The following is a 21,516-nucleotide window of genomic DNA, read 5'->3' as shown; positions in this document are numbered from 1 at the left end:
TTATTTTGTTAACTATAGAAAAATATGGAGCTATAGATATTGGTTCCAATGCAGTAAGGCTATTAATAAGTAGTATTCACGAAGAAGAAGGAAAAACTACGAGATTTAAAAAAACGAGCCTTGTACGAGTCCCAATTCGTTTAGGAGCAGATGTTTTTAAAACTAAGCGTGTTTCTGAAGAAAATATTACTAGGATGATTGATGCAATGAAGGCGTATCAACTTCTAATGAAAACTCATAAAGTTTCTCGTTATAAAGCTTGTGCTACATCGGCAATGCGTGAGGCCGAAAATGGAGAAGAAGTAGTGCAACTTATAAAAGAAAAAACAGGAATACAGATTGATATTATTGATGGTAAATCTGAAGCAGCCATTATTGCAATGACGGATTTACATGAATTGATTAATACAGATGCTACTTATCTATATGTAGATGTTGGTGGAGGTAGTACAGAGTTTACATTATATCACAATGGAAATGTTATTGCATCAAAATCTTTCAAGCTGGGAACCGTTAGGCTTCTTAATGATTTAGTTTCTGATGAGATATGGAACGATGTAGAACGTTGGATCAAAAACCAGACAAAAGGTTATAGCAGAATTGCCCTAATAGGGTCGGGAGGAAATATTAATAATATTTTTAAGAATAGCGGAAAAAGTATGGGGAAACCCTTGACATTTTTGTATTTGAGCTCGTATTATGAATTACTTAATTCTTTGACCTATGAAGAAAGAATTTGGCAACTTAATCTAAATCAAGATAGAGCAGATGTTATTCTTCCAGCAGTTCGTATATATCTTTCAGCAATGAAATGGGGTGGAGCAAGGAAAATTTTTGTTCCCAAAATAGGATTATCTGATGGTATTATTAAATCATTGTATAATGATAAACTAAATAATCGATAAACTCATAAAAGAAAAAAAGCACCGTTAATCGATTTTTTGTAATTAAATACTATTATAAACTTTAGTTTTTTTCCTAAAACCATTAATTTGTTTTAAATTGAATTTATAACTAACCTATATACCATGAAAAAAAACCTACTATTTGTAACATTATTTTTAGTATTTGGAATTTTGATTTCTAAAGCTCAAGACGCTTCTTACGGCATGAGAATTGGTGCTAACCTAAGTTCTATAAGCTCTGATGATATTCCGGAAAACCTTGAAGATAGTCGGTTTGGTATTGTAGTAGGGTTTTTAGTGGAGTATCCAGTTACCCAAAAATGGAGTATACAACCAGAGCTTCAGTTTTCATCGTTAGGGAATGATGACAAAACATTACGTGTAGATTATCTTCAGTTACCAGTGTTATTAAAATATAATTTTTCTGACTTGTTCAATGTTCATATTGGACCTCAGATAGGACTTAAGATATGGGAATGGGAAGATAATACAGGTATTGAAACTAATTTTAATACATTTAACTTTGCAGGAGTTATTGGAGTAGGAGCAAATATTACTGATAATGTTTTTGCCGATTTACGCTATGGGTTTGGTTTATCAAATATCATTGACGACGAAGATATTCCAGGAGGTGCTGATGGGAGCACTAGAAATATCCAACTATCTATAGGGTATAAATTATAATACTCTTTAATAGTTTTTTGATTATTTGTAATACTTAAAAAAATCTTTTTTTAGCGTAATAGTTTTTTGATGATATTCTATTAAAAAGTTATTCTTTAATTTATTAATTATTTTATTAGTAGTTACCCGCGTAGTCCTTATGTAATTTGATAATTCATCCTGATTAATAGGTAAATGAATAATAATATTTTCTTCATTATCTGATAAATGTTCAAATTTATTTTTAAATTCTATCAATACATTTATCAATCTTTGTTCTGCTGAGCTATCGGTAAGTATTTTTATTCTTCTTTCTAATTCAAAATATTGCGTGCCAATTATGTGCAGAAAGTCTTGATTGATATTGCAATTCTTTTTAATTATTTTTTGGATACATGCTATATCAAATTCATAAAGTATCGTTTCTTCATTAATAGATTCACATATATAGTTAAGATGAGGGTTTTCAAAAATCAGACTAGCACCAAAAATTTCACCTGTGGTAAGTATCACCAGAATTATTTCTTCGCCATGCTCTGTAATACTACTGATTTTGACAATTCCGTTTTTTATAAGATAGATTTTTTTATCTAAATATTCTGGGGTCTTGATGATTTCTTTTTGACAGTAAAAACAACGTTTATATTGCTCCGCTTTTATCAGAATATCAAATAATTCAAAACACATACCAATTGATGACCTTAAATTTTGAGTTATTTAGAATATTTCATAATAAATGTTAAAACGATATGATGTTAACATAAAATTCTACTTTTAATTATTACTTAAGCATATTTTTTTTATGGTTATTATGTCGTTTTTAGCATGTCATAATTAAAATAAAATAGATTTTATGTTAGAATGTTTATATCAAAAACTCCTATGCTACTATAATTTCGATCTTCACAAATAGTATTAACCACTTAATTCACACAAACAATGAAGACAATTAGTCTAAAAGCAGCTTCGTGCCTTGTTATTACCTTAGCGGCAGTAACTTTATTACTTTCATTTATAGAAAATCCAAAATCAAAAAACCCAGAAATCAACTACAAAAATTCTGTTGTAAGTTATTACGGAAACAAAAAAGTAATGGATGAAGATCTTCTTAAAGAGGCAAAACTAATTGATATTGCTGATCGTCGTTTTGAAGAAAAATGGCAAAAAAAAGACCCAAAAGGTATCTCAGAAGAGTATACTACAACGGGAGCTGTATTTATGAAACCAGGTACAAAACCTAGACTTGGCAGAGCCGAGATTGAAAAAGAATTTTCTTTAAGCGTTAAAACGGTTGATAGAGTAGAGTTTTTTCAAGATGAGTTACAGTTCCTTGGGGATTTAGACGTTGCGTTTCAAAGGTGTCATATGTTAGGTTACATAAATTCTAAACAAACACCCATTTTTGAAGGTTCTTATGTAATTCTTTGGAAAAAAGAGAATGGCAAATGGCTTATCGAGTATGATATGTTTAATTCTGACAAATAGAATAAATACTTCCAACCAAAATCAATCACAAACATTAATTAAAACCTGTAATTAACCCCATGGGTATATCTCGTATTATGTGATACGAGATACCTAAACGTATCTGTGTATATAATTAAGACATAGTATGCGAATAATTGTTATAAAAATGAAAAAGAATAAATCAGCGATTTTATCTGCCGTAAGACAATTTGGAACTCCTTCCTATATCTATGATGGAGAACAATTGATCAAAAATTATAAAAATCTAAAAAATGCTTTACCCGATTGTGTAGATGTATTTTATGCGCTAAAAGTAAACCCGAATGTATCATTGGTGAAATTGCTTAGGTCTAATGGAGCTTGTACAGAAGTATGTTCTATTACAGAAATGGAAATAGCGCTTAAAGCAGGGTCAACCCCACAAGATATTGTGTACTTAGGACCTTGCAAAAAAGACTATGAACTTAAAAGAGCGATATCATTAAATATTTTTGCAATAGTAATAGAATCAGAAATTGAATTAAAAAGAGTATCTGCTTTTGCAAAAGAAATGGGAATTGTAGCAAATGTTGCGATTCGTATTAATCCAGATTTTTCTGCGGAGGGGTCTCCATGGAAAATGGGAGGAAGGCCAACACATTTCGGTATTGAAGAAAAGCAAGCAATTCAGAATTTTGGAAAGTATTTGGATACTCCAGATATACATATAAGAGGGATTCATGTGTATAACGGAACGAATATTCTCGAGGCAAAATCAGTATTTGAAAACACCAAGTATATTTTAGAATTGTATGAAACCATAGCTCAAAAATACAATCATGAATTTACTATGATTGATGTTGGAGGAGGTATGGGAATTCCTTATTTCCAAAATCAAGAAGAACTTGATATTCTGGAATTCAAGCACCTCATGGTTCCTTTGTTTACAGATTTTAACAAAAAATACCCTAAAACCAGAATTATTATGGAATCTGGTAGGTTTATTATAGGGACTTCAGGATGCATGGCTGTAGAAGTGAATAATATAAAAGTAAATCATGGAAAAACATTTGCCGTTACTGATGGTGGAACCAACTGTCACTCTGCAGCAGCAGGTTCTGGTCGCGTAGTAAAGAGAAATTTTCCTATAGAAAATATATCAGCTTCAGAGAATGCATTAGAATATAAATATCAAGTGTCGGGTCCTTTATGTAGTCCTGATGATATTATAGGGCGTAATATAGAACTTAAAGAAATAAAAGTAGAAGATATTCTGTTGGTTAAATTATCAGGAGCGTATGGGCCTACATCTTCTCCAGTACTTTTTCATAGCCATGGTTATCCTTCAGAAATTTTATTATATCAAGGGGAAGCACATCTTATACGAGCAAAAGATACCGCTGAAGATATAATGAATAAACAAATAGTAGTTGATTTTAAACAAAACGAATTAATCTTAAATTAATAAAGCAATGGATACTCATAAAATTTTAGACATTATTAAAGAAGGATTATTAGATAGTATTCCTAATATCACCAAAGAACAAATTAAAATGGATTCTCATCTTAAAAATGATTTAGGTATTGATTCGCTTTCTTCAATGTTTTTTCTAACCTATTTAGAAGATAATATAAATGAATTTGAAGTAAATGCCGATACTATTGAAGCAAGACATTTTAATACGTTACAAACAATTTTTGATTATGTATTATCAGAGATGAATATAAGTGTTTCTGTAGCATAAGGGATATAAAATATTCGTAAACACATTCTACATAGTATTGACAGAGTATAGCTTCCTGTTTTTTTGGGAGTTATATTGTTAATACAGATTAATAACTATTAGAATTTTAATATAAATAAAATGATACCAAAAATGCAAAATTTCTTGGAAGAGACTGCGTATCTATATCCTAAAAAAAAAGCTGTTGCAATTTCTGGAAGTACATATACTTTTTCTGATATTAATGAACAATCAAATACTCTTGCCGCTTATTTACAAAGTCAACAAATAGAAAGGGGAGATAGAGTAGTAGTGCTTTTAGGTAATACTATAGAAACTATTATTTCCTTTTGGGCGATTTTAAAAACAGGAGCAATTGTAATCCCAGTTGGAACCGAACTGAAATCAAACAAAATAGAGTATATACTTAATGATTCAGAAGCTTCTATACTGATAACAAACGAAGAAATAGCAACGCAAAATAAAATTGTTTTAACATCGTCAGTTCTTAAAAAAGCGATTGTCCTTAATAAACCTGATCATTTTATAGAATCTTTATTTGAAGATTACAACACTATTTTATCTCAGAAACATCAGGAGTTAAAGTCCTCAAATTTAATTAGTATTGATTTAGCCGCCATATTATATACTTCGGGTTCAACAGGAGAACCAAAAGGAGTTATGCTTACTCATCAAAATATGATTGCAGCAACAAATTCATTAAATACTTATTTAGGCTATAATAGAGAAGATAAAGTGTTATGTGCCTTACCATTATCTTTTGATTATGGTTTGTACCAAATGATTATGTGTATTTCTAAAGGAGCCATGCTAGTACTGGAAAAAGAATTTACATGGCCTATATTTTTATTGAAGAAAATAGTAAAAGAAAAAATAACGATACTACCAGCTGTTCCTACAATGGTAATGCTGTTATTCGAACAGAATAAAAAATATCAATTTGATCTTTCTAGCGTAAGATCTTTAACTAATACCGGAGCTGCACTTACACAAAGTAATATCCAAATGGTACATGAATTGTTTCCTAATGTAGAACTATTTTCTATGTATGGTCTCACAGAATGTAAGAGGTGTACATATTTACCTCCTTCAGATATCGATAAAAAGCCTAATAGTGTAGGTATTGCAATTCCTAATACAGAATTATGGTTAGTAGATGATGATGATAATAAAATAACAGAACCCAACCAGATAGGGCAATTGGTTATTAGAGGAGCTACCGTAATGAATGGATATTGGAATAAACCTGAAAAAACAGCAGAAAAACTGAAATCAGGAAAATATCCTGGAGAAAAAGTACTCTATACTGGTGATTTTTGCGCTTTGGATGAAGACGGGTACCTTTATTTTAAAGGTAGAATGGATCATATGATCAATTCTAGAGGAATCAAAGTAAGTCCCAAAGAGGTAGAGGATTATATAGATACTATTCCAGAAATTAATGCAGTCGTTGTGACCGGAGTTCCTCATGAAGATTATGGAGAAGCATTATTTGCTTTTGTAGTTCTTAAGGAAGGGAAATCCATCGCAGAAAAAGAAATTATCATTTCTTGTATACAAGATTTAGAACCTTATAAAGTACCAGAATATGTTCGTATTCTCAAGACAATACCAAAAACTCCGAATGGTAAGTTTAATGTTATTGCTTTGAAAGATATAGCAATAAAAGAAGCTACATCCAATACCAAAATATTATCTGCTTAGTTATGGAATTAGTAGTTGATATCGAAGGGCTAAAATTATCAGCAAAAACTTGGGGAGATAAAGAAGGTATACCCGTATTGGCAATTCACGGTTGGCTGGATAATGCTAATACTTTCTACAAAATTGCGCCATTACTTTCTCCTAATATTTATCTCATAGCAATTGATCTGGCGGGGCATGGTTTTTCTGATCATCGAGATGCCAATAATTCTTATTATTTATGGGATTATGCAATCGACATTCTAAAAGTCATTGATGTACTAGCAATAAAAAAGCTTAGTATTCTTGCGCATTCTATGGGGACCGGTATTGCTTCAATACTTGCGGGAGCTATGCCTAAACTTATAGATAAACTAATATTCATTGATGGTTTGGGAGCTCCTTTTGTAATCAATGACGATGACATAGTCTCAAATTTTCAACAATCAGTAAAGCAATTAAAAATGGCAAAGAGAACAAAATTGTATGGGTTTTCTTTACCAGATACAGTGCTATTTACTACAAAAGATGAAGCTATAAAAGAAAGAATGGATTCTAGTATGGGAGTAATTTCTTATGATGCATCAGCTTGCTTGATAGAACGGTCTTTACAAGAGGTGCCTGCAGGGTATCGCTGGAGTTATGATCCTAGGATAGTATTACCAGAATGCTATAGAATGACAGAGTCACAAGCACAGTTTTTTATTAGTTCTATTTCTTGCAAAACCCTTATCATTTTAGGGAAACAAGGACTTTTTTCTGATGGAATGTTTAATGCAAGGCTAGATAAATTTAAACATGCCGAGCTGCATTGGATAGAAGGAGGTCATCATTTGCATTTAGAAGAAATACACCATAAAATTTCAGCATTAATAAATCAATTTTTACAAACAGAATTTTAATCATGAAAAAAATAATAATAACAATTTTAGTACTCACATTATCACTATGCAATCTAAGTGCTCAAGAGACTGAAGAGAAAAAGAAAGCAACTTTTGCAACAAAAATAATACATAATAGCGTGGCTGGATTTTACCCTATTTTCTTTGGTAATTTCGAAACCAATAAAAATTATGACATTACTATCTATAGTATTTTCTGGACAAATACTTCTTTTGGGAATTTAGAAACGGGAAGTGATCTATTATTAGAAACAGGAGTAGGGCTTGGATTTAAGTTATTTGAGAATAAGCTTTACTTAAACCCTTCCTTAGGGATTTCCCATGGGAAGTTCTCATCTAACAGTAAAGAAACAAAAATAGGAGAAGGGCTGGTTCCTAATATTTATGTAAACTACCATGACAGAATATTTGATTTTGAAGGCTATTTGGCATATTATAAATCACTAAGAGAAGATGATGACATTATTACAAAAGATTACTTACTCAATTGGATGGCACCAGGTATAAATATTAGTTCTAGAGTTGTACTTGGTGCTTTTTATGAATCCTTCGGAATTACAAGACAAGAAGAGGGAGACCCTTTGCTTATATATCAATGGTTAGGAGGTTCGATAAAATTAAAATTTGATAAGGGAATTGCATTTAGAATTTCTGCAGGTTCAACGTTAAATACTGATGCAGGAACATCAGACGAATTTTACAAGGTTTCGGCATTTATACCTTTATAATATTAATCAACCAATCAAAAGCTGTTGTTTTAAAAAAATAACAGCTTTTGAATTATTTTATCCATGGATAGTTTCTTTATTGCCAAGGGATTTCATGATTTCTGCTTCATAAACAAGCAATTCTCCCCATTTTTTATCAACCTCATTACGTTCTCCATACTGACGAGCGAAACTTAAAAACATAGTGTAATGATTGGCTTCACTAACCATGAGGTCTTTATAAAATTTTGCTAATTCTGGATCTTCTAATTCTTCAGAGAGAAGTTTGAAACGTTCGCAACTTCTGGCCTCAATAAGTGCTGCATAAAGTAATCTATGTACTAATTGTGTGGTTCTACTTCCTCCTTTTGGAAAAAAAGTAACCAATTGCAAGACATAATCATCTTTTCGATCCCTTCCTAAAACCCATCCTCGTTCAATAATTTTGTCATGAACCATTTTAAAATGACTGATCTCTTCTTTTACCAATTTGGTCATTTCCTGAACCAATTCTGTGTACTCTGGAAAACTTACAATAAGTGATATTGCAGTAGATGTTGCTTTTTGCTCACAGTAGGCATGATCTGTAAGAATTTCTTCAATGTTTTTTTCAACGATATTAACCCATCTAGGATCTGTGGGGAGTTTTAAACCAAGCATAGTATTTTGTTATATGGTAAAGTATTGCAAAATTAACCAAAAGAAATCTAATATGAATGTTTATACAAGTGAGGCTGCCTAAATACTTATAAGCAGCCTCTTTTATGCGTTTTTATTTTAAACTAAGACCAAAAACAAATCCCACTGCGTTGACAACGCCCGTAATCAGTATATATACCATATTGATCTGATTGTGTGCATTGACTACCATTTTGACTGCATGTTGGTCTTACGAAAGCAGCTCCTTTAACTTCTTCTTGTTGTTGCTTTGATAATGTTTTTACATTATTAAGATTTAAAATGCTTTTTAACATAATTGTAATTTTGAAAATTAGATTTGCAGTGAACGTTTAAAGACACTCACTATTTGTGTCTACTCTTGCAAGAATATTATATGGTCTTTTACAGACCTCTATTGTCATATTCATGGTTAAGTATTCCAAAAGCATTTATTGATTAAACAAAATCATAATTTAATCCCTTAGTTTATGATACTGTGTAATGTAAATATAGAATGTATAACGGTTTAGCTATACACTGTTTTCAGTGAAAATTACCCCTATATTCAGGGGATTACTATTTCTTAAAGGAAAGATATAATGGAGTTATTATTTATATGAAGAAAGAAAATTGTTATAGAAATGAAAATATTAAATATCCAAATCAAAAGAAGAGCGTAATTTATCAATTAGTGGATTCTTTTCTCTTAGTTTCTCGTACTTATCCTGAGGAGTAAAAGCGTATTTTTTTGAAGCTTCTTCATTGACCGTAATGTTAAGTTCAATGCTGTAATTATCAAGTTTTCTATATAAGTATTGTAACAATCCGGATTGAGCAGCTTCAAGGTCAACTTTCATAGATTGATTAGGGAGTTCTAACTTAATTTTATTATCCTCTAGAGTAGGGATGTTCATGGCAAACATAGAACCAATAATCCGTTCTCCTTTTTTGTCTTGCATTTTACCATATTCGATCCATCCATCTTGCATTTGTGCTTCTGTAAAAGGAGAAGAAGGGAGATTCTTTGGGTCAACAACTTTTTCTTCTTTACTTTCTTCGTGTTCTTTTTTCTTTCGTATGCTGCTTAAAGATAATCCAGAAGTCCTTCGTTCTCTATTAATAGTTGGAGGTTTCTTTTCTATAACTTTTGAAGTTTCTATTACAGAAGTGTTTTCAAAACTGTTTTCCTCATGGATAGAAGATTCCTCACTTTTTGTAGTATCATTGATTTTGTTGGTGGTAGTTTCTAATTTATCTTCTGTTTTTTGTGCTTCAACATTTTCAATAGCTTTTTCTTTTGCTTCAGAAGAAATCTTAACAGGAGTTATTCCTTTTTCTTTAAAGTATGAGGGTGGAATTATGTAGGGTTGGTCATTTTTTTTTTCTCCATCCTGAAGAAGGATAGAGGCAAGCTGCATTAAACATAATTCAACCAGTAGTCTTTGATTACGACTGGTTTTATATTTTAAATCGCAATCATTGGCAAGTTCAATACCTTTAATAAGAAAATCGTGAGGAGCCTTTTGTGATTGTTCCTGATATTTTGCTTTGGTTTGATTTCCGACTTCCAGCAATGGGATTGTGGCAGGGTTTTTACAAACCAATATATCTCTAAAATGTGAAGCAAGACCTGCAATAAAATGATGCCCATCAAAACCTTGAGCCAGAATTTCATTAAACTCCACTAATAATTGTGGGATATCATTCTGAAGTATTAAATCTGTTGTTTTAAAGTATGTTTCATAGTCTAAAACATTAAGATTTTCTGTAACCGCTTGTCTGGTTAAATTTTTACCACTAAAACTGACTACTCTATCAAAAATAGATAAAGCGTCTCGCATAGCACCGTCTGCTTTTTGGGCGATAATCTGTAAAGCATCTTCATCAGCGGTAATCCCCTCTTGGCTTGCTACTTGCATTAGATGATTTTTAGCATCAGTAACGGTAATACGTTTAAAATCAAATATCTGACAGCGAGATAATATTGTAGGTATTATTTTATGTTTTTCTGTGGTCGCAAGAATAAATATTGCATGTTTTGGAGGCTCCTCTAATGTTTTTAGAAAAGCATTAAAAGCTGCTTGAGAAAGCATATGAACCTCATCTATAATATATACTTTGTATTTTCCTACTTGTGGTGGGATTCGAACCTGATCTATAAGACTTCGAATATCATCCACAGAATTGTTTGAAGCCGCATCAAGTTCAAAAATATTAAAAGCAAAATCCTCATCAGGGTGTTCATTACCATCTTGATTAATGGTTTTTGCAAGAATTCTGGCACAAGATGTTTTTCCTACACCTCGAGGGCCGGTAAACAACAAAGCCTGAGCAAGGTGGTTATTGTTAATCGCATTAAGTAAAGTATTAGTAATAGCTTGCTGCCCAACAACATCTTTAAATGTTTGGGGTCTGTATTTGCGTGCTGATACTATAAAATGCTCCATCGATACAAAGTTAAAAATTGAATACAAATAATAAATTTTAGTTTTCGCTTTTTATATTTAGTTATTAACAGCCAAAAAATAATCCCGAAATCTGAATTCTAAATAGAGAATTATAATACTTTTGCACAAAGCAGATCACCTTATCGCTGTCCGTTTTTGACGGAGAGAGGAAAGTCCGGACACCATAGCACAGTATAGCGGGTAACTCCCGTCATTCTGAGTAATCAGAAGAGGACAAGTGCAACAGAAAGTATGTACAGGTAATGCTGTAGTGAAACCAGGTAAACTCTATACGGTGCAACGCCATGTAAACTAGCTTTTGAGGGTTGTGCGCCCAATGTTAGAGGGTAGGCGGTTTGAGCTAATAAGTAATTGTTAGTCTAGATAAATGATAAGGATATTCGTTTCGGCGAGGAAACAGAATCCGGCTTATGATCTGCTTTTTTATTCATATTATTGTAGTAGTATGATAGTGATTTTATACATAAAATTCACTTTAATTTTTTGTGCTACTAAGAAATACTAACATAATTTACAAAAGGGCATTCTCAGAATATCTGAATCTCACGTTTTAGAAAACACATCATTTTTGGTAACTAAAATTGGTACGGGTAAAATAATTTTGACAAATATCGAATAGTTTTTTTAAAACTACTTTAACAATTGGCAATACTAATTTTCTTGTACCTTGTGCCACAAGAAAAATTATTTAAATGAAAATTGCTATTGTTTGTTATCCTACCTTTGGAGGTAGTGGAGTAGTTGCTACAGAATTGGGAATTGCCTTGGCAAAACTAGATCACGAAGTCCATTTTATTACTTACAAACAGCCTGTTCGTTTAAATCTTTTAAATCCAAATATTCATTTTCATGAGGTAAATGTACCAACATATCCTCTTTTTCACTATCAACCTTATGAATTGGCACTATCAAGTAAATTGGTAGATACCATTAAGAAATATGAAATAGATGTATTGCATGTACATTATGCTATTCCTCATGCTTATGCAGGGTATATGGCAAAGAAAATGTTAGAAGAGGAAGGAATACACATTCCTATGGTTACGACACTACATGGTACTGATATTACTCTGGTAGGAAATCATCCTTTTTATAAACCTGCAGTAACTTTTAGTATCAATAATAGTGACATTGTGACTTCGGTTTCTCAAAATTTAAAAGAAGATACTTTACGTTTATTTGATATTACAAAAAATATTGAAGTAGTCCCTAATTTTATTGATTTGAGTCAAAAGAAAACCAGTTTTACAGATTGTCAACGAGAACTAATGGCAAGTCCAGAAGAGCGTATTGTAACTCATATAAGTAATTTTAGAGCTGTAAAGCGTATTTCAGATATTGTCGATATCTTTTATAATATTCAAAAAGAAATACCCGCTAAATTACTAATGGTAGGAGAAGGGCCAGAACGTAAACCAGCCGAGAAAAAATGTAAAGAACTAGGCATAAAGGATAAAGTAATTTTCTTAGGAAATAGTAATGAAATAGATAAGATATTATGTTTTTCGGATTTGTTTCTATTACCTTCAGAACGAGAAAGTTTTGGATTAGCGGCGTTAGAAGCTATGATGAATAAAGTACCTGTAATATCAAGTAATGCTGGAGGAATTCCAGAAGTAAATAGTCAAGGGGTATCTGGATATCTTAGTAAAGTAGGGGATGTAAAAGAAATGTCAGAAAATGCAATTCGTATTCTGAAAGATGATATTACATTAGAAATCTTTAAACAGAATGCATATAAAGAAGCAGAAAAGTTTGATGTAAATACAATCGTTCCTAAATATATTGCTTTATACGAAGGTGCATTGGCAATACCTTAGGAACGATCAAATATTATTTTTTCAATGAGTGAGTAGATTAAAACTGATAACGGATACCAAGTCCAATATCAAAATCTAAATCATCATTATAATCTCCAAAACCAATTTCTGGTCGTAAATCTAAAGAGATAAGTATAGGAATATCAAAATTATATTCTATACCTATATCTCCTGCAAGAAAGAAATAGCTATCACTATCGTTATCTCCAGGGAAGTCGTTATCAAAATCAATAATACCAATTCCTCCACCTGGACCAACATACCAATTAAATCCTTTATCTAGATTAAAAACCCATTGGTATAGTGCTGCTAGTTTAATGGCATTACCTGCATCAAAATCTCTCCATCCTAGATCAAATTCTAATCGATTACCATTGTTTAGTGCTCTTTGGTAAGAAACTTCAGCTCCAAATCCATCATTATCTCCAAGTCTTACACCAAGAGCATTTTTAGAAATTTCTTGTGATTGCATAGTACATATAGTACCTAATAAAAATGCTGCGAAAATTAAAATTCGTTTTGTCATAGTAAAATTGGGTTTTATATTTAGTCCCCGAATATAACGTCACAATTCCTCTATTCTGTAAGTAGAAAACTTAAATTTTTGTTAATATTAATCTAATTTTCTTGTAGCTGCATATCTGTGCTTTCAAAAATTTTATCAGCAGAATTTGCTACAAAGCCAGTAAATATAGTGTTATCTTCTTTTTTATATCGATAAGAAAACTCATAATAGCATGTTGTAATTTTCTTAACATCTTCCTCAAAACGAACCTCTACAGTATCGGCAAGAATACTTGATTGTTCCAAAAACTGGGTAGCGGATCCTTTTATTTCACCTCCAGAAGTATTCATTTCAAAACCATTTTTCTTGAGAAATTCATTCACAGATTCTAAGTTGTCAAAAGTATTTAATTTATTAACATCTACCGTAAAGTGATTAGAACAGAATCCATTGACATACATCCATGCAGCATATTCGGATGCTGAAAGAAGTTTTTGGTAAGTTTCAAAAGAAGGAGTTTGCCAAACTCTACCTTTTAGGATCAGGTCTTTTTGTTTAAATATTTGTTGATCTACTTGGTTTAGTATGTTTTGTACAATATCAATTAATTCTATAGAGAATTCTTCCAAAAGTAATTCACTAATAAAAATTTTTGGTGCGTCAGAATTATCCTTATGCTCAAAATGTTTCGCATATAATTTTTTAGCTTCAAAGTGATATTCACCTTTTGGTTCATATCCCATTTCGATAAAAGGCTTGGCCAGAACATCTATATTGACTCTAGAGTCATTAAAAGTTCGTATGGCAATGTGATCGTTAAAAACAGTATTACCCTCGTTTTCAAATAAGGATTTAACTTTTTGTGCAGAGGGAGTCTTTGCAATGTACTGTTTCCAGAGTTCTTCAAAAAAAATAGTTGAATTCATCTTGATTATGTTTTTATTTAATGCAAAATTATTAGTTTTGACTATAATTAAGTATAAATAAATTAATTTTAGTTTTTATTAATGATGTTTTGTGTCAATATTGTTAATGGAGATTGCTCTTATTATGTGTTTTACTTTAGATCTTTTAATTTTTAAGTCATTATGAACCATTTTGATTATATAGACCAACAAATACTATTACAAATACGTGAAGATGCTCGAAAACCATTTTCACAGATTGCTGAAAATCTGAAAATCTCAAATTCTTTAGTTCATCAACGAATTAAAAAATTAACAAAAAAAGGAGTTATAAGAAAAGCGGAGTTTGTTGTGGATGAAAAGCATATAGGATTTAATACTAAATCTTATGTTGGTATTCGCTTACGAGAGGCACGATATGCAGAACAAGTTGTTGAAGGATTAAAAAAGATTCCAGAAATATTAGAATGTAACTACGTTTCTGGCCATTATGCAATTTTCATTCTTATTTTTGCTATAGATAATCATCATTTACGAAAAATTTTATATGAGCAAGTGCATCAGATTGATGGAGTTGCAGGAACAGATAGTTTTATTTGTTTTGATACTAATTTTAGAAGACCAGTTTCTTTAAATTCTTTAGGAAAGAATAAAACTTATGATTGATCATAACATACTAACATCTTTGCAAAAAAGATTAGATGGCGAAATGCAATACGATAAACTTACCAGGTCTTTGTATGCAACAGATGCCTCTGTATACAGAAGAGTTCCTTTGGGGGTTACCTTTCCCAAATCGATTAGTGATATAAAGAATATTATCGCTTTTGCTTTAGAACATAAGATTGGTCTTATTCCCAGAACAGCAGGAACTTCTCTTGCAGGTCAATGTGTAGGAGATGGTATTGTGGTTGATGTATCTAAACATTTTACAGAAATAATTTCTATTGACAGATCAAAAAAGACGGTAACCGTTCAGCCTGGTGTCATTCGTGATGACCTAAATCGATTTTTGAAACCATATGGGTTATTCTTTGGGCCTAATACATCTACATCTAATAGATGTATGATAGGAGGAATGGTTGGGAATAATAGTAGTGGTACTACTTCTATACAATATGGGGTTACCAGAGACAAGGTATTAGAATTACATACGGTTTTATCTGATGGAAGTGAGGCTGTATTTTCTGAAATTTCTATAGAAGAATTTAATACAAAAAGAAATATTGACACTTTAGAAGGAAAAATATATCAAAGTATTTATAAAGAACTCTCACCCAAAGCTGCTCAAGAAGAGATTATAGCTAATTTCCCTAAACCAGAAATACATAGACGTAATACAGGATATGCAATAGATGAATTGATTAATTCTGAAGTGTTTTCTAGAGATACAACACCTATTAATTTGTGTAAATTACTTTCAGGAAGTGAAGGAACGTTGGCATTTACTACACAAATCACTTTACAACTCGATGAATTGCCTCCTGATGAATCATTAATGATTGCTGCACATTTTAAAACAATCAATGATTGTATGAATGCTGTAGTACCGGTAATGGAGCATTCTCTGTATACCTGTGAAATGATGGATAAGACCATTCTGGATTGTACAAAAAACAATATAGAACAACTCAAGAATCGATTTTTTATAGTAGATGATCCTGAGGCTATTTTGATGTTAGAACTTAGAGCAATTGATAAAGAAGATCTAGAAAAACAGAAAGTACGATTATTAGAGACTCTTACAAAATCAGGATTAAGTTATGCAAATCCGGTTTTACATGGTACTGAGATAGATCAGGCATTAGAGCTTCGTAAAGCTGGATTAGGCTTATTAGGAAATATAGTTGGAGATAAGAAGGCAGTAGCATGCATAGAGGATACTGCGGTTGCTATTCCTGATTTAGCAAATTATATTTCTGAATTTACAACTTTGATGACATCATATAATCAAGAGGCAGTGTATTACGCGCATGCAGGAGCAGGAGAAATTCATCTTAGACCAATTCTGGATCTTAAAAAACGAGAGGATGTAACGTTGTTTAAGAAAATCACAGATGATGTAGCTACTTTGGTTAAAAAGTATAATGGTTCTATGAGCGGTGAGCATGGAGATGGTATAGTAAGAGCAGAGTACATACCATTTATGATTGGTGAGAAAAATTATAAAATTATAGAACGCATTAAAGAAGCTTTTGATCCAGGCTATATTTTTAATCCTGGTAAAATAGTGAATGCATATCCCATGGATCAAAAACTGAGATATGAAATTGATAGGGAGGAACCAGAAATTAATACCATATTTGATTTTAGTGACTCTATGGGGATTTTGCGTGCCGCCGAAAAATGTAACGGTAGTGGGGATTGTCGTAAATCAGTAGAATCAGGAGGTACAATGTGCCCGAGCTATAGAGCCACAAAAAACGAAAAAGATACCACTAGAGGCAGAGCGAATACACTTCGGGAATTCCTGACCAATAGTTCAGAAGTAAATAAATTTAATCACAAAGAATTAAAAGAAGTCTTTGATTTGTGTTTAAGTTGTAAAGGTTGTTCTAGTGAATGCCCATCTAATGTAGATGTTGCAACATTAAAAGCCGAGTTTGAATATCAATATCAAAAGAAAAATGGAGTATCATTGCGAACGAAACTTTTTGCGAATAATAATCGCTTAAATGATTTGGGAAGAATTGCTCCCGGAATGACAAATTTCTTTTTTAAAAATAAATTTACTTCCAGAATTTTAAAATCTTCATTGGGTATTGCTAAAAATAGAGATTTACCTTTATTAAGCAAACAATCACTTCGTAATTGGTGTAATAACAATATAAATAAGATACAACCCGTACAACCTATAAAAACAGTATACTTTTTTATAGATGAATTCACGAATCATCTAGACACACCTATCGGAATAGATGCGATAGAGTTATTAGTAAAGTTGAATTATGGTGTTAAGGTAATTGATCATAAAGAAAGTGGACGAACCTTTATTTCAAAAGGTTTATTAAAACAGGCAAAAGCTTTGGCAAATCATAATATATCGGTGTTTAATACATTAATTACTCAAGAAACCCCTTTAATAGGATTAGAGCCTTCTGCAATTCTTACCTTTAGAGATGAATACCTAAGATTAGCAAATGATAAAAAGAAAGCGGAATCCCTTTCAAAAAATACATTTCTAATTGATGAATTTTTGAATTCAGAAATTCAAAGAGGAAATATAACTTCAGCACAATTTACTTCAGAGAGTAAAACAATCAAATTACACGGACATTGTCATCAAAAAGCATTATCCACTATTCAAACAACGTTTGCATATCTTAATCTGCCTGAAAATTTTAAGGTGACCATTATTCCTTCTGGTTGTTGCGGAATGGCAGGATCTTTTGGATATGAAAAAGAGCACTACGATATCAGTATGCAAGTAGGAGAACAAACTTTATTTCCTGCAGTACGTAAAGCTAAAGAAGACACTATTATTACTGCGGTTGGGACAAGTTGCAGACATCAGATAAAAGATGGAACAAGTCGTACTGCTTTTCATCCTGTAACTATTTTAAGAGAAGCTTTAATTTAGTGTTGTTTCTATACAATTAAATATATAGCTTAAGAATTATATAGAATTTTGGTAACCAATTTGTTGTTTGATAGTCATATAGGAAAATGAGTTCTCAATCAAAATTACACCAATATGAAATCATCTCAAAAATTTAGAATTTTTCTGTTAATACCTTTTTTTCTTTTTGCCTGTTTAACGATAGAAGCTCAAGACCTGGAAAAAGAAATAGATGATATTGTTACTTCTATGTATACTGCAGATGAACCTGGAATTTCAATATTAGTAGCAAAAGACGGGAAACCAATATTTCGAAAAGCTTATGGGAAAGCAAATCTGGAGCTAGATGTCGATTTAAAACCCGAAAATGTATTCGAGATAGGATCTATAACTAAACAATTTACAGCAGTAGCTATCTTAATGCTAGAAGAACAAGGAAAGTTAAAGATAGAAGATAAAATCACAAAGTATATTCCGGATTACCCTACAAATGATAAAATCATTACGATTCATCACTTATTAAACCATACTTCTGGTATAAAAAGTTACACAGGAATGGAAAGTTTTATGAAGTTAGCTAGAAATGACATGACTCCAAAAGAACTTATCAATGTTTTTAAAAACGAACCTATGGATTTTGATCCGGGAGAAAAATTCCTCTATAATAATTCTGGATATATATTATTAGGATATATAATAGAAGTGATTACAGGAGATACGTATGAGAATTTTATAGAAAAGAATATTTTTAAAAAAATAAGAATGAATTCTTCTTATTATGGAAGTATGAAAGAGCTTATTAAAAATAGAGCATATGGGTATCAACAGAAAGATGAAGGGTATGTGAATGCAGATTATCTTAGTTTGACATTACCTTATGCAGCGGGTTCGCTAATGTCTACCGTAGACGATTTATTAAAATGGCAGAATGCTATTAGCGCCAATACTTTTATTAAAAGAACAAGTTTAGAAAAAGCTATTAATGGCTCTACACTTAACAATGGAGAGGAGATTAATTATGGTTACGGATGGGGAAAAATGACTATACAGGGATCAAAAGGATATGCGCATAGTGGAGGTATTTTTGGATATACTACAAATGGTATTTTTCTTGAGGATGAAAATGTATATGTTGTAGGGTTAACCAATTGCAATTGTAAAAGAGTATCTGATATTACTAGAAGGGTAGCAGCTGTTGTTATTGGAAAGCCTATCCCTAATAAAAAAGATGCAATTACTTTATCAGAGGATAAATTAAAAAAATGGGTAGGGGCATATCAATTCGAAGAAAATGTAATTAGACATGTTACTTTAAGAGACGGTCAGTTTTATAGTTTAAGAGAGGGCGAAGACTCTAGAGAGTTTAAAATTTATCCTATGAAGGACGGTTCATTTATATTTGATGAAGGTACCATATCGTATACTTTTTCTATGACAAAAGATGGGAGACGACAAACTATATTTAAATCTGGAGAAGAAAGCTTTACAGGAAAAGGAATTGATAAAGCCCCTCCAGCAGAGAAAAAAACTATAAAAGTATCATCTGATATTCTGAAAAAATACATAGGGAAGTATGAATTACAACCATCATTTATTATAAATGTAACTGTAGAAGGGGATTCAATTTTTGCTCAAGCCACAGGGCAACCTAAATTTGAAATTTTTGCTGAAACAGAACTGCGATTTTTCTTAAAAGTTGTCCCTGCAGAAATTGTTTTTAGTAAAAATGAGGAAGGAAAAGTAGATAGCTTAACATTAAACCAGGGAGGAAGACAAATGCCCGCTAAGAAAATAGAATAAAAGCGAATTAATACTATAAAGAAACTATACATGGATAACTATATGACTACTTATCCATGTATAGTTTCTTTTTTACCGTAATTTTGAATAAGCTTTCCTTCGAACTCTAACAAATCTTGCCACTGTTTATCTACATCAATACCCTCACCGTATTTACGAGCAAAACCAATAAATGTAGTATAATGTCCTGCTTCGCTTACCATAAGGTCATGGTAAAACTTAGACAATTCGGGGTCTTTTATTTTTTCAGAAAGAAGTTTGAATCGCTCACAACTACGTGCCTCAATCATTGCAGAAAATAGTAACCTACTTACTAACCCCTGCTGACGACTTCCTCCTTGCTTTACCTTGTGTTTAAATAGTTCATTTACATAACTATCTTTACGTTCACGACCAAGTTTATAACCACGTTTCTTTATAAGTTCATGAACCATTTGAAAGTGCTCTAATTCTTCCTGAGCAAGGATTAATAAATCTGTAACTAAATCTTCATGTTCAGAATTTAGTGTAATTATAGTGATAGCATTGGTAGCAGCTTTTTGTTCACACCAAGCATGATCAGTAAGTATTTCTTCGATATTTGATTCTACCAGAGCAGCCCAACGTGGATCTGTTGCTAATTTTAAACCGAGCATATATGTTTTTTTGATGATTATAAATCATAACAAAGGTACAGATTACTGATCTTCTTTTATTGTAATAGAATATCGAATTAATGATTAAATGTAATAATGAATACTTGGGTAGATATGGATATAAAAAAATAGTCTAGGATTTTTTAGTAATAAAATTTTGTATCATAAAAGAAGCTTGTAGTTCTTCTGGATCTATTTTTAGGTTTTCAGTTTCTTCAATAACTTCTGCAAAACCTTCCATTTTTTCATTTTCATAATGAATCAATTTCCATTCCTTTTCATGATACTCTAATGAAGTGAGGTTCTCTATCCAATCTCCAGAATTTAGATAAAAACAAGATCCGTTTTTATTTGAATATTCTCTCATTTGTGGTTGATGAATATGTCCACAAACTACATATTGATATTCGTTTTTAACAGCGAGTTCGGCAGCAACATCCTCAAAATCATTAATATATTTAACGGCTTTTTTAACGCTGTTTTTAATTTTTTTTGATAGAGAGAATTTTTCTTTTCCAAAGCGTATTAAAAACCAATTAATCAATTGATTGAAAACAATAAGTATATCATATCCCCAACCTCCCAGTTTTGCTAACCACTTAGCATTCTGGATAGAAGCGTCAAATACATCACCATGAAAAAACCAGGCTTTTTTGCCATTTAACTCTAAAACGAGTTTATCCACTAATTTAAAATTACCCATTTCTGTATCACTAAACTTACGTAGCATTTCATCATGATTACCAGTGATATATATTACTTCGGTGCCTTTTGAAGCAAATGAGATGATCTTTTTAATGACCTTAAGGTGAGGTTTTGGGAAGTAACGTTTCCTGAATTGCCAGATATCTATAATATCACCATTTAAAATAAGTGTCTTAGGTTTTATACTATTTAGATAATTAAGAAGTTCTTTGGCGTGACAACCGTAAGTGCCAAGATGAATGTCTGAAATTACAACAAGTTCTACAGTACGCTTTTTCATAGAAATGATATAGTTTCACAAATTAAGTGTACCTGTTTTATAATATAATTATCTAATGATGAGGTTATTGTTATCTGAATTTAATCATTTTGTTGATTTGTTATTAAAACATTAAAATTTAACTATTC

At 31.6% G+C, this 21,516-nt stretch carries 20 protein-coding genes and 1 other RNA gene; 13 read left to right on the top strand and 8 right to left on the bottom strand.

The genetic code is table 11. The annotated features are described in order from the left end of the window. The first annotated feature begins 5 nt into the window (after positions 1-5). Positions 6-905: a Ppx/GppA phosphatase family protein gene (locus tag DK442_RS19235; RefSeq protein WP_109437519.1), complete on the top strand. Its 900-nt coding sequence runs from the start codon at positions 6-8 to the stop codon at positions 903-905. A 123-nt stretch (positions 906-1,028) separates the two neighbouring features. Beyond that, the gene (locus tag DK442_RS19230; protein WP_109437518.1) at positions 1,029-1,589 is read left to right on the top strand and encodes a porin family protein; all 561 of its coding nucleotides are present in this window, start codon (positions 1,029-1,031) and stop codon (positions 1,587-1,589) included. Positions 1,590-1,610: 21 nt separating this feature from the next. Here DK442_RS19230 and DK442_RS19225 read toward each other — a convergent pair whose 3' ends face one another. Beyond that, on the bottom strand, positions 1,611-2,255 hold the full coding sequence (locus DK442_RS19225) for a Crp/Fnr family transcriptional regulator (protein ID WP_109437517.1): 645 nt from the start codon (positions 2,253-2,255) through the stop codon (positions 1,611-1,613). Between the two features lie 252 nt (positions 2,256-2,507). On the opposite strand from DK442_RS19225, the gene DK442_RS19220 reads away from it, so the two are divergent. The 6 genes from DK442_RS19220 to DK442_RS28660 all read left to right on the top strand — a co-directional run bounded on the left by DK442_RS19220 (position 2,508) and on the right by DK442_RS28660 (position 8,072). After that, a complete protein-coding gene (locus DK442_RS19220) occupies positions 2,508-3,053 on the top strand; it encodes a DUF4440 domain-containing protein (RefSeq protein ID WP_109437516.1) in 546 nt (181 codons plus the stop codon). Positions 3,054-3,201: 148 nt separating this feature from the next. Continuing rightward, positions 3,202-4,479 carry a hypothetical protein gene (locus DK442_RS19215; protein WP_200825138.1) on the top strand — a complete coding sequence of 426 codons (1,278 nt, stop codon included), beginning with the start codon at positions 3,202-3,204 and terminating at the stop codon, positions 4,477-4,479. A 7-nt stretch (positions 4,480-4,486) separates the two neighbouring features. Further along, entirely contained in the window at positions 4,487-4,759 is a 273-nt protein-coding gene (locus DK442_RS28485) for an acyl carrier protein (RefSeq protein ID WP_200825137.1), read from the top strand. A gap of 132 nt (positions 4,760-4,891) precedes the next feature. Further along, positions 4,892-6,463 carry a class I adenylate-forming enzyme family protein gene (locus DK442_RS19210; RefSeq protein WP_200825136.1) on the top strand — a complete coding sequence of 524 codons (1,572 nt, stop codon included), beginning with the start codon at positions 4,892-4,894 and terminating at the stop codon, positions 6,461-6,463. Between the two features lie 2 nt (positions 6,464-6,465). Then, positions 6,466-7,344 carry an alpha/beta fold hydrolase gene (locus DK442_RS19205; protein WP_109437514.1) on the top strand — a complete coding sequence of 293 codons (879 nt, stop codon included), beginning with the start codon at positions 6,466-6,468 and terminating at the stop codon, positions 7,342-7,344. A gap of 2 nt (positions 7,345-7,346) precedes the next feature. Further along, positions 7,347-8,072, top strand: coding sequence for a DUF6733 family protein (locus DK442_RS28660; RefSeq protein WP_235010993.1), 726 nt, complete (start codon positions 7,347-7,349; stop codon positions 8,070-8,072). 57 nt (positions 8,073-8,129) lie between these two features. Here DK442_RS28660 and DK442_RS19195 read toward each other — a convergent pair whose 3' ends face one another. The 3 genes from DK442_RS19195 to DK442_RS19185 all read right to left on the bottom strand — a co-directional run bounded on the left by DK442_RS19195 (position 8,130) and on the right by DK442_RS19185 (position 11,158). Further along, positions 8,130-8,711 carry a tRNA-(ms[2]io[6]A)-hydroxylase gene (locus DK442_RS19195; protein WP_109437513.1) on the bottom strand — a complete coding sequence of 194 codons (582 nt, stop codon included), beginning with the start codon at positions 8,709-8,711 and terminating at the stop codon, positions 8,130-8,132. Between the two features lie 122 nt (positions 8,712-8,833). Beyond that, positions 8,834-9,025, bottom strand: a complete 192-nt coding sequence (locus tag DK442_RS19190) for a hypothetical protein (RefSeq protein ID WP_109437512.1) — start codon at positions 9,023-9,025, stop codon at positions 8,834-8,836. 336 nt (positions 9,026-9,361) lie between these two features. Next, positions 9,362-11,158, bottom strand: a complete 1,797-nt coding sequence (locus DK442_RS19185; protein ID WP_109437511.1) for a DNA polymerase III subunit gamma/tau — start codon at positions 11,156-11,158, stop codon at positions 9,362-9,364. Positions 11,159-11,285: 127 nt separating this feature from the next. Between DK442_RS19185 and rnpB the strand changes: the two genes are divergently transcribed. Together rnpB and bshA are read left to right on the top strand one after the other, a co-directional pair. Then, an RNA gene (gene rnpB, locus DK442_RS19180) (RNase P RNA component class A) lies at positions 11,286-11,605 on the top strand. Positions 11,606-11,871: 266 nt separating this feature from the next. Then, entirely contained in the window at positions 11,872-12,999 is a 1,128-nt protein-coding gene (bshA, locus tag DK442_RS19175) for an N-acetyl-alpha-D-glucosaminyl L-malate synthase BshA (protein WP_109437510.1), read from the top strand. A gap of 37 nt (positions 13,000-13,036) precedes the next feature. Here the strand turns inward: bshA and DK442_RS19170 are convergent, their stop codons facing one another. Together DK442_RS19170 and DK442_RS19165 are read right to left on the bottom strand one after the other, a co-directional pair. Next, positions 13,037-13,525, bottom strand: a complete 489-nt coding sequence (locus DK442_RS19170; protein WP_109437509.1) for a hypothetical protein — start codon at positions 13,523-13,525, stop codon at positions 13,037-13,039. Between the two features lie 92 nt (positions 13,526-13,617). Next, entirely contained in the window at positions 13,618-14,430 is an 813-nt protein-coding gene (locus DK442_RS19165; RefSeq protein ID WP_109437508.1) for a DUF1338 domain-containing protein, read from the bottom strand. Between the two features lie 162 nt (positions 14,431-14,592). Between DK442_RS19165 and DK442_RS19160 the strand changes: the two genes are divergently transcribed. The 3 genes from DK442_RS19160 to DK442_RS19150 all read left to right on the top strand — a co-directional run bounded on the left by DK442_RS19160 (position 14,593) and on the right by DK442_RS19150 (position 19,768). Continuing rightward, on the top strand, positions 14,593-15,075 hold the full coding sequence (locus DK442_RS19160) for an Lrp/AsnC family transcriptional regulator (RefSeq protein WP_109437507.1): 483 nt from the start codon (positions 14,593-14,595) through the stop codon (positions 15,073-15,075). After that, on the top strand, positions 15,068-17,989 hold the full coding sequence (locus tag DK442_RS19155) for an FAD-binding and (Fe-S)-binding domain-containing protein (protein ID WP_109437506.1): 2,922 nt from the start codon (positions 15,068-15,070) through the stop codon (positions 17,987-17,989). Before DK442_RS19160 ends, DK442_RS19155 begins: the two co-directional genes overlap by 8 nt. A 114-nt stretch (positions 17,990-18,103) precedes the next feature. After that, complete coding sequence (locus DK442_RS19150; RefSeq protein ID WP_109437505.1) at positions 18,104-19,768, top strand: serine hydrolase; 1,665 nt, start codon at positions 18,104-18,106, stop codon at positions 19,766-19,768. Between the two features lie 50 nt (positions 19,769-19,818). On the opposite strand, the gene DK442_RS19145 is transcribed toward DK442_RS19150, so the two are convergent. Together DK442_RS19145 and DK442_RS19140 are read right to left on the bottom strand one after the other, a co-directional pair. After that, positions 19,819-20,403 (bottom strand): tRNA-(ms[2]io[6]A)-hydroxylase, encoded by a 585-nt coding sequence (locus DK442_RS19145; protein WP_109437504.1) that lies wholly within the window; start codon positions 20,401-20,403, stop codon positions 19,819-19,821. Between the two features lie 133 nt (positions 20,404-20,536). Beyond that, positions 20,537-21,388, bottom strand: coding sequence for a UDP-2,3-diacylglucosamine diphosphatase (locus DK442_RS19140; RefSeq protein WP_109437503.1), 852 nt, complete (start codon positions 21,386-21,388; stop codon positions 20,537-20,539). Positions 21,389-21,516 lie beyond the last annotated feature (128 nt).

Origin of the sequence: Aquimarina sp. AU119 (genome assembly GCF_900312735.1) — a bacterium.
GTDB lineage: Bacteria > Bacteroidota > Bacteroidia > Flavobacteriales > Flavobacteriaceae > Aquimarina > Aquimarina algiphila.
Note: the sequence above shows the minus strand (reverse complement) of the source record. Positions and strands in the feature narration are given on the sequence as shown.